The sequence below is a fragment of the Streptomyces sp. CC53 genome, assembly GCF_001865245.1.
GTDB lineage: Bacteria > Actinomycetota > Actinomycetes > Streptomycetales > Streptomycetaceae > Streptomyces.
Map to the genome: position 1 here is coordinate 1 of NZ_MKXB01000166.1, position 9,066 is coordinate 9,066.

Consider the following 9,066-nt stretch of genomic DNA (forward strand, 5'->3'; position numbering starts at 1 on the left):
AACGTGTCGTCGGCCTTCATCCCGATGCCCGTCCAGTTCGGCCAGGCGTGCGCGGTGACCGCGGTGACCGGGTCGTGCTCCCGCTCCGCGAGGGCCAGTTGGAAGGCGTTGGCGAGGCTGTAGTCGACCAGGCCGCGGCCCGCGAGGGCCTGGGTGCCGGCGATGGAGGAGACGAGCACGGCGAAGTCGGCGCGCTGCTCCTTCGCCAGGCGGACGACGTGGAGCGAGCCGGCCACCTTGGGCGCGAGCACCTTCTGCGCGTCGCTCCACGGGCGCCGGTGCATCGCCCCGAAGGGGTTGACCCCGCCGGAGGCGTGCACGATGCCCACCAGCCGGCCCCAGCGCCGTCCCCACCGGTCCGCCACCGCGGCGAGGGCCGCGGGGTCGGAGACGTCGCAGGGGAGGTACTCGACCTCGGCGGCGCCCGCCACTCCCCGCAGCGCCGCCGCGCGGTCGGCGTCGAGGGCCGACCGGCCGACGATGCCGACGCGCCGGGCGCCCCGGGCGATGAGGCGTTCGGTCAGCCGCAGACCGACGGCGCCGAGTCCGCCGGTGACCAGGCAGTAGCCCTCGTCCGGCACGGAGTACGACGGGCCGGGCAGGGCGGGTGCGGTCTCCGGCACGTACCGGACGCCCCGCCGGTAGGCGGCGACGGTGGTGCCCGCGTCGGTGCCGGTGTCCGGGACGCCGGCCGCCAGCGCGGCCAACTCGGCGGCGAGGTGCGCCGCCTGGGTGCTCGCGGGGTCGGCCGGGTCCAGTTGGACGACGGCGGTGGGCCGGCGGCCTTCGGCGCCCGCCGCGCGTACGGCCGTGGCGGTGGCCGCCCGGACGGGGTCCGGTCCGCCGTCCGCCGCGTCGAAGCAGGCCCAGAGCACGCCGGCGCGCGGTGGCAGCGTCTTCATGAGACCGCTCAACTCGTCCCAGAAGGCCGCGAGTCGTGCGGGGTCGTCGGGCCGGGTGTCCCGGGCGGTGACGACGAGGGCGGCGTCGGCCCGGGAGCCGGCGTCCACGACGGTCACGCCGCGGTCCCGGAGGATTCCCGCCAGGGCGTCCCCGATCGCGGGGTCGGCCACGGACAGGCTCACCGCCGCCGGTCCGGCCGGGGCCGCCGGGGGCAGCGCGCGGGCGTGCCACGCGACGCGGACCGCCTGCGTGTCCGTGTCCGGCAGTACGTCCCGTACCGGGGTCTCGACCCGCTCGGGACCGTCCACTGCACCGGGGCCGCGCCAGAAGGAGGTCGCGGCGAACGGGTAGGTGGGCAGGTCCGTGAGGCGGGCTCCCGCCGCGGACAGCGACGCCCAGTCGACGTGCGCGTACCCGACGCCGGCCAGTTCCGCCGCGCCCTTGGGGTGGTGCGGGGCGGCGGGGGTCCCGCAGCGGGCCGCCGCGGCGTGGGCGGTGAGGTCGACGTCGACGCGGGCGACGGGGACCGTCCCGTCGGCGACGGAGCGGAGCGCCGTCGCGAGGTCGGCTGCGGAGTGGCCGTGCACGGCGGTCTGGAAGTCCATGGTCGAGCGGCCGGTGTTGGCCGTGTGGCACAGGTCGGCGGTCTCCGTGGCGTCGCGGGCCGCGTCGAACCGGCCGGCGTACGCGTCGGCCAGTGCGCGCACGGCGGCCTCGTCGGCGCCGCTCACCCGTACCGCGAAGGACTCGGGGGCCGGTACGTCCCGGGCGGGGGCGGGGGGCGCCTCCTCGACGATGACGTGGGCGTTGACCCCGCCCATCCCGAACGCGCTCACCGCCCCCCGCCGCGGGCCGCCCTCGGGCCGCGGCCACTCCGCCACCCGATCCGCCAGGAAGAACGGCGTGTCCTCGAAACGGATGCGGTCGTTCGGCCGGGCCACGTGCAGCGACGGCGGGACCATCCCCCGCTCCATCGACAGCAGCACCTTCACCAGCCCCGCGAGACCCGCAGCCGGCTCCAGGTGCCCGACGTTGCCCTTCAGCGAACCGATCGCACAGAACTGGGACTGCCCTGTCACCGCGCGCCAGGCACGTGTCAGACCCTCCACCTCGATCGGATCACCCAGACTCGTCCCCGTCCCGTGCGCCTCCACCAGGCCGATCGACTCCACGGGCACCCCCGCATCCGCCAGCGCGGCCGAGATCACCGACTCCTGGGCGGAACTGCTCGGCACGGTCAGCCCACTCGTACGGCCGCCGTGGTTCACCGCCGTGCCCTTGATGACGCCCCGGATCCGGTCGCCGTCGCGCAGAGCCGCCCGCAGCGGCTTCACCACGACCGTCACCACGCCCTCACCCGGCACGAACCCGTCCGCAGCCGCGTCGAACGGCCTCGACCGGCCGGCAGGCGACAGGGCGCGCAGGTTGCGCATGGCGATGTAGTGCAGCGGGGACATGGCGACCCGTACGCCGGCGACGACGGCCTGTTCGCACTCGCCCGCGCGCAGGCTCCGCACCGCCGTGTGCAGCGCCACCAGCGACGACGAACACAGCGTGTCGATCGTCATGCTCGGCCCGTGCAGGTCCAGGAAGAAGCTCACCCGGTTCGCCAGGAAGGCGTTGTGGTTGCCCAGGCCGCTGGGGGCGTCCAACTCCGGTGACAGGTTGAAGTCCTTGTAGTGCTGGTAGCTGGCCCCGACGAACACGCCCGTGGAGGACGACAGCCCGAGCGGCGGGAGGCCGGCGGATTCCAGGGCTTCCCAGGTGGTGCGGAGCAGCCAGCGGGCCTGCGGGTCGAGCGCTTCGGCCTGCCGGGGGAAGAAGTCGAAGAACCGGGCGTCGAACTCGTCGACGCCGTCGAGGAACCCGCCGGTGTCCGGCTCCCGCCCTTCGGCGTACCGGCCCCAGCGGTGCGTCGGCGCGGCGCGGATCTGATCGCCGGACGCGGCGAGCAGGTCCCAGAAGCCCTCCGGGTCGGTGGCGCCCGGCAGGGCCAGGGCCAGTCCGATCACGGCCACGTCGTCGGCGGAGGCGGTCTCGGCGGGGTCCGTGCCGAAGCCGGCGCCCGGGGCGGCGGCCGCCCGCGCGGTGCTGGCCGTCCCGGCCGCCGGTTCGGGCCGGTCGGTCCGCGCGGGCCCCTCGACCGGCTCGGCCGGTTCGGAGGCACGGGCTCCCGCGGGCTCGACGGGGCCGTGGGCCTGCTGCGCCGCTGCGGTGGCGGGTGCCGCACCCTCCTCGGGCGGCGCGAAGGCGTCCGCCGGAGCCAGTCCGGCGACGTGCGCGGCGAGGGTGCGGCAGTCGGCGGCGTCCAGGATGTCCGTCGGGCCGAGCGGCACGCCGTACCTCTCGTCCAGTTCGGCGGCGACGGCCGTCGCGAGCATGGAGTCGATGCCGACGGCGGAGAGCGAGGTGGTCGCGGTGATCCGCGGGTCGTGCAGGGTGGCGCGCACCACCTCCACGACGGCCGCCTCGGCCGCGGCGAGCCGCGCCGGGCGGGGCCCGGGGCCCGCGCCCCGCCCCGCGGCACCGGCCGGGGCGGCCGGGTCCGCGGCGTCCGCGCTGCCCCCTGCGCCCACGGCTGTCCCGGCCGTACCGGCGCTGCCTTCGGTGCTCGCGGCGGTCGGCTTCGCCGGGGCGCCGGTCCCTGCGGTGTCGCCGGCCGTCCGGTACGCGATGCCGTCGAGGCGGACGAGGACCCGGCCGTCCGCTGCCAGCAGGGCCGCGTCGCCGCGTCGCTCGCCGTCGGCACCGGGCTCGGCGCCGTCCAGCAGCACGTACGCGGTCCGTGCGGGGTCGCCCCAGCGCGCGACCCGGCCGATGGAGACCGGCAGGTAGGTGCCGGTCGGTGCCTCGGGGTCGGCGAGGGTCAGCACCGCCATGGACTGGAGGGCGGCGTCGAGCGCCGCCGTCTCGGCCTCCAGGGGGCCGCCGGCCTGGGGGTCGACGCGGGCCAGGACGCGACGGGGACCGTAGTGCACCTCGGTGATCGACCGCAGCGGCGCGGAGAGCTCCATGCCCTTGGCGGCGAACCAGGCGTAGAGACCCGCGGGCGCCAGGTTCCGGCCGAGGCCGGCGCGCACGGCGGGCACGTCCAGCGGGGCGGGCTCGGGGCCCGCGTCGGTTCCGGTGGTGAGCCGTGCGATGGTCCGCTCGCCGTGCCGGAAGGTGGCCGGACCGGTACGGCCCGGCTCGTCCAGGTCGCCGGTGAGCGGATGGGGGCCGCTCCCCCGGCCGGTGAAGGCGACCGCGCGCAGTTCGCCGGCCGCCCGCAGCCCGAGGGCGACGGGCACGGCACCGGGCACGGTCTCCTCGCCCAGGACGCGGTGCGCCTGCGCGAGGCTCCGGACGGCCGCGGCGACGTCCTCGGCCGGGGGCTCCGGAGTCCCGGCCGCCGCCTCTGCGGGTGCCGGCGCGAACGGGTAGGGCGGCAGGGCCCGGCGGCGCACCGCCGGGCCCGGGTAGACGGCGGCCCAGTCGACGGCCTTGCCCGCGGTGTAGCGGAGGGCCGGGACGGCGAGCCCGGTCGACGCGGTCCCGACCACGGCGTTGCCGCGCACGACGGTGCCGGGCGCCCGTTCCGCGAGCCGCAGCGCATGGTCCAGTCCGGCACGGAGTGCGTCGGCGGTGCCGCCGAGGACGGCGGTCCGGTGCGCCCGGTGGTCGCGTCCGACGGCGCTGGAACGGCAGAGTTCCTCCAGGCCGGAGGCGGTCTCCCCGCGTAGCAGCGCCCGGGTGTCCGCGATCCGCCGCAGCAGGGCCTGCGGGGTGTGGCCGGAGAGGACGAGCAGGTGCTCGTCGGGCACCCCGTCCGCGGTGGCGCCTTCGGTGGCCGGTCCGTGCGCGTCGCCCTCGGTGCGGTGTCCCGTGACGTACTCCTCCACGACGACGTGCGCGTTGGTCCCTCCCATCCCGAAGGAGCTGACGCCGAAGCGCCGCGGTCCCGGCGACGTCCACGGGCGGGGCTCGGTCGGGATCTCGAACGGGCCGGAGGAGAGGTCCAGGTGGCTGCTCTGCTTCTCGAACCCGGCGACCGGGGGGATCTCCCCGTGGTGCAGGCACAGCAGGGCCTTGACGAGTCCGGCGAGCCCGGCGGCCGGTTCCAGGTGCCCGATGTTGCCCTTGACGGCGCCGAGGTGACACGGCCCGCGCCGGTCCGGGTCGCCGCCGAACACCTCGGTCAGCGCGGCGATCTCGATGGGGTCGCCGAGCCGGGTCGCGGTGCCGTGGGTCTCGATGAGGGTGATGTCGGCGGGGGCGAGCCCCGCGTCGTCGAGGGCCGCGCGGATGACCGCGGCCTGGGCCTCGCTGCGGGGCACGGGCAGGGCGCTGCCGCGGCCGCCGTGGTTGACGGCGGTGCCCCGGACGACACCCCAGATCCGGTCGCCGTCGCGCTCCGCGTCCGCGAGCGGCTTCAGCAGGACGGCGAGGGCCCCCTCACCGGGCAGGAAGCCGTCCGCGTGCTCGTCGAAGGGTTTTGGCACGGTGTCCGACAGGGCGCCGAGCTGGCTGAGGCTGCGGTAGTACCACGGTGTCAGGCCGACCTGGCAGGCCGCCACGATCGCGGCGCCGCAGTGGCCGGCGCGGAGCGCCGCGACGGCCTGCTGGAGCGCGACGAGCGAGGAGGAGCAGAGGGTGTCGACGGTCTGTGAGGGGCCGGTGAGGTCGAGGGCGTACGAGATCCGGTTGGCGAGCACCGCGTTCATGGAGCCGAGCGCGGTGTGCGGGCCGACGGTGTCCAGCCCGTGCGCGTCGCGGTGGTGGGTGTACGTGGCCCCGACGAAGACGCCGATGTCGCGGCGGCCGGCGAGGCCGGCGTCGTCGCGCACCGCCCAGGCGTGTTCCAGCAGCAGCTTCTGCTGGACGTCCATGTCCTCCGCCTCGCGCACGGAGATGCCGAAGAAGGCCGGGTCGAACCGGTCGGTGCCGGACAGGAAGGCGCCCTTGCGGCAGTAGGTGCCCGTCATGCGGGGTCCGCGCGGCTCGAAGTGGGCGTCCACGTCCCAGCGTTCGGCGGGTACGTCGGTGAAGGCGTGGTCTCCGGCGCGCAGCAGCGGCCAGAGCTCCAGCACTCCGCCGGGCGCGCCGGGGAGGTCGCCCGACACGGCGACGATCGCGACGTCCAGGTCGCGTCCGCCGGGTGCCCGGCGCCGGGCACGCTCCGGGGCGGCGGGGGCGGCTGCGGGTGCGGGTTCCGTGCGGGAGGGGCCCTCGGCGGTGACGGGCCCGGCGGCGTCCTCCGTGGCGTCGGCCTCGGCCGTGGCGGCCGCGGTTCCGGAGCGGGTTTCCGTACCGGTGGCGGTTCCGGAGGTGGCATCGGTACCGGGGGCGGAGCTTCCGGCGGGCTCGGGCAGTGCGGCTGCGGCGCCGTAGCGCTCGGTCAGTGCCTCCACCAGTTCGTCGAAGGCGCCGTACTCCAGGAAGAGCGTGGCCGGGAGGCTGACGCGCCACCGGCGGGACAGCTCCTCGGACAGCTCGACGCTCATGATGGAGCTCATGCCGTACTCCGACAGGGGCGTCTCCCGGTCGAAGGAGGCGAGGCCCAGCCGTTCCGCGAGGAACCGCGACAGCGCGTGGGCGACGTGCTCCGCGCCGTCCCCGGCTCCTTCCCCGGCACCGGCGGCGGTCACGCCGTCCTCGGCGGGGGCGGGGTCGACGCGGTCGGCTGCGGAGGCGGCCCGGGCGGCGACGGGGGCGACGCGCTCCGCGTGGGAGGCGAGCTCCTCGGGCTCGACGATCTCGGTGCCGGCGTCCGGGTGCGCGATGACGAGCTGCCGGGCGGGCTCCTCCGCCCCGAGGACGGCGATGAGGGCGTCCAGGCCCTCCGCCGTCGTCAGCGGCCGGACCCCGCGCGCCCGCAGCTGGTCCGCGACGGCGGTGCCCATGCCGACCTCGCCCCACAGGCCCCAGTCGACGCTGAGCCACGGCGCGCCGTGCGCGTGGGCGTAGCCGTCCAGGTAGGCGTTGGCGGCGGCGTAACCGCCCTGCCCGAGGTTGCCGAACGTGCCGGAGACGGAGGCGAACAGCACCGCGAAGTCGAGTTCCGACCCGGCCACGGCGGCGGCCAGTTCACGGACCCCGTCGGCCTTGGGGCGCATCACCGCCGCGACGTCCTCGGCGGTGGCGCTGCGGATCAGCCCGTCCTTCAGGGTGCCGGCCGCGTGGACCACGCCGTGCACCTCGCCGTGGTCCTCGCGCATCCGCTCCACCAGGGCCGTCAGGGCGCCGGGGGCGGTGATGTCCGCGCTGTACGAGACGGTCGCGCAGCCGTGGGCGGCGAGCGCCGCCGCCCGTTCCTCGGAGCCGGGGGTCCCGCCGGAGCGGCTGACCAGCGCGACGACGCCGGCGCCCTCCCGGGCGAACCGCTCGGCCACCTCCAGTCCCAGTCCGCCGTGGCCGCCGAGGACGAGGTAGCGTCCGCCGGGCCGGATGGGGCCCTGCCCGGTGGGGCGGGGCGGGGCGTACGCCGAGCGGTCGCGCACCCGGACGGGCACGTGCCGGACGGCGTCGCGGTAGCCGACCTCGACGGGCCCGCGGGCGGAGCCGAGTTCCGCCACGACGGCGGGGAGCGACGCGTCGGGGGCGCCGCCGAGGTCGATCAGGCGCGGACGCAGTCCCGGGTACTCGATGGCCGCGGTCCGCACGAGGCCCCACAGGGCGGCGCGGGCGGGGACCGGCCGGTCGCCGTCCGCGACGGGCTGGCCGTCACGGGTCACCACGAGGAAGCGGGACTTGCGCTGCCTCTCGCCGAGGGTCCGCAGCGCCGCCAGGCAGGCGTAGAGACCGAGGCGCAGCTCGTCGTCCTCGCCCCGGCCGCCACCGGACGGGTCGTCGGCGTTCCACAGGTGCACCACGCCGGCGACGGTGTCGCCGATCTCGGCCCAGAGCCGCCGGAACGCGTCCTCGTCGGGCCGTTCCAGCGCCCGCCGGTCGGGGGTGGGGGCGCCACCCGCCGGTACGGCCGGGCCGGGGGCGACCTCCACCACGCGGGCGCCGTCGCGGCGCAGCCGGTCGGCGACGCCCGTGCCGAGCCGGTCGGTCGGGCCGTGGTGCAGCACCACCCAGGTGCCGGACGCCGCTTCACGGCGGTCGGCTGTGCCTTCCGCGGGGCGCCAGTCGATGCGGGAGACGGGCAGCGGCTCCCGCCGTACCGGGGCCGGGGCGGGCGTACGCGCCGTGGTGGTCGTCCCGGGGGACCTGCGCGTCACGGTGGTCGTCCGCCGCATCCGCACTCCCTGGAACTCGGCGACGACCTCGTCGGAGGGGCCCAGGAGCAGCGCGTCGGCGGTGGCGTAGGCGCCGTCGTCGCCCGTGCGTCGGACGAGAACGGTGACCCCGTCCGTGCGTGCGGACAGGTCGGCGTGGACGGCGAGGCGCTCCAGGCCGATCGGCAGCATGGGAGAGGGGCCGTCGGTGCCCGTCAGGTCCTGCAGGGCGCAGCTGACGACCTGGAAGACCCCGTCCACCAGCAGCGGATGGGCGTACCACGGCATCGGTTCGGCGTCGGCCCGCAGGGTGGCGCGGGCGGTTCCGCCGTCGCCGACGGACAGTGCGCGGACGGTGCGGAAGTCGGGGCCGTACTGGAGCCCCTCGCGCTCCCAGCCGGTGTAGAGCCGCTCCGGGGCGATGTCCCGGGCGCCGGCGGGCTCGGGGCCCTTGCCGGCGTGCGGCGGCCGGCTGTCCGCCGGGAGGAACCGTCCGGTGCCGGTCGACAGCTGCTTGCGGCTGCCGGACAGGACGGTGGTCAGTGCGAAGCGGGTCCGGTCGGCGTCGGCGGTCACGTCGAGCCGGACCGGCGCGGCGGCGTCGTCGGCGACGGTCAGGGGACGGAGGAACGACACGCCGGTCAGTTCCAGGGGGGCGAAGGGGCGGCGCCGGGCGACGCCCACGAGTGCCATCTCCAGCTGCACGGCGGCGGGCAGCAGCCCGGTTCCCGCGGAGCGGTGCTGGGCGATGAAGGGCTCCTGACCCGTGAACGTCTTCTCGTACGTCTCGGTCGGGTTCGTCACTGTCCCTCGCTCCGGTGCTCGTAGTGACGGTCGAACAGCGGGTGGCTCACGGAGGCCGCCGCGGGTGCGGGGCGGGCCGGAGGTGCCACCAGGTCCTGTCGGTGGAAGGGGTAGGTGGGCAGGGTCGTCGTGCGGTGCCCCTTGCCGGCATGGAGCC

Annotated in this window: 1 protein-coding gene; it reads right to left on the minus strand. The window is 76.8% G+C overall.

Translation table 11 applies throughout. From position 1 onward, the window contains the following. Window positions 1-8,909: SDR family NAD(P)-dependent oxidoreductase (locus BJP40_RS20160; protein ID WP_071281571.1), on the minus strand; the 8,909-nt coding region annotated here is incomplete at its 3' end. Window positions 8,910-9,066: the final 157 nt, after the last annotated feature.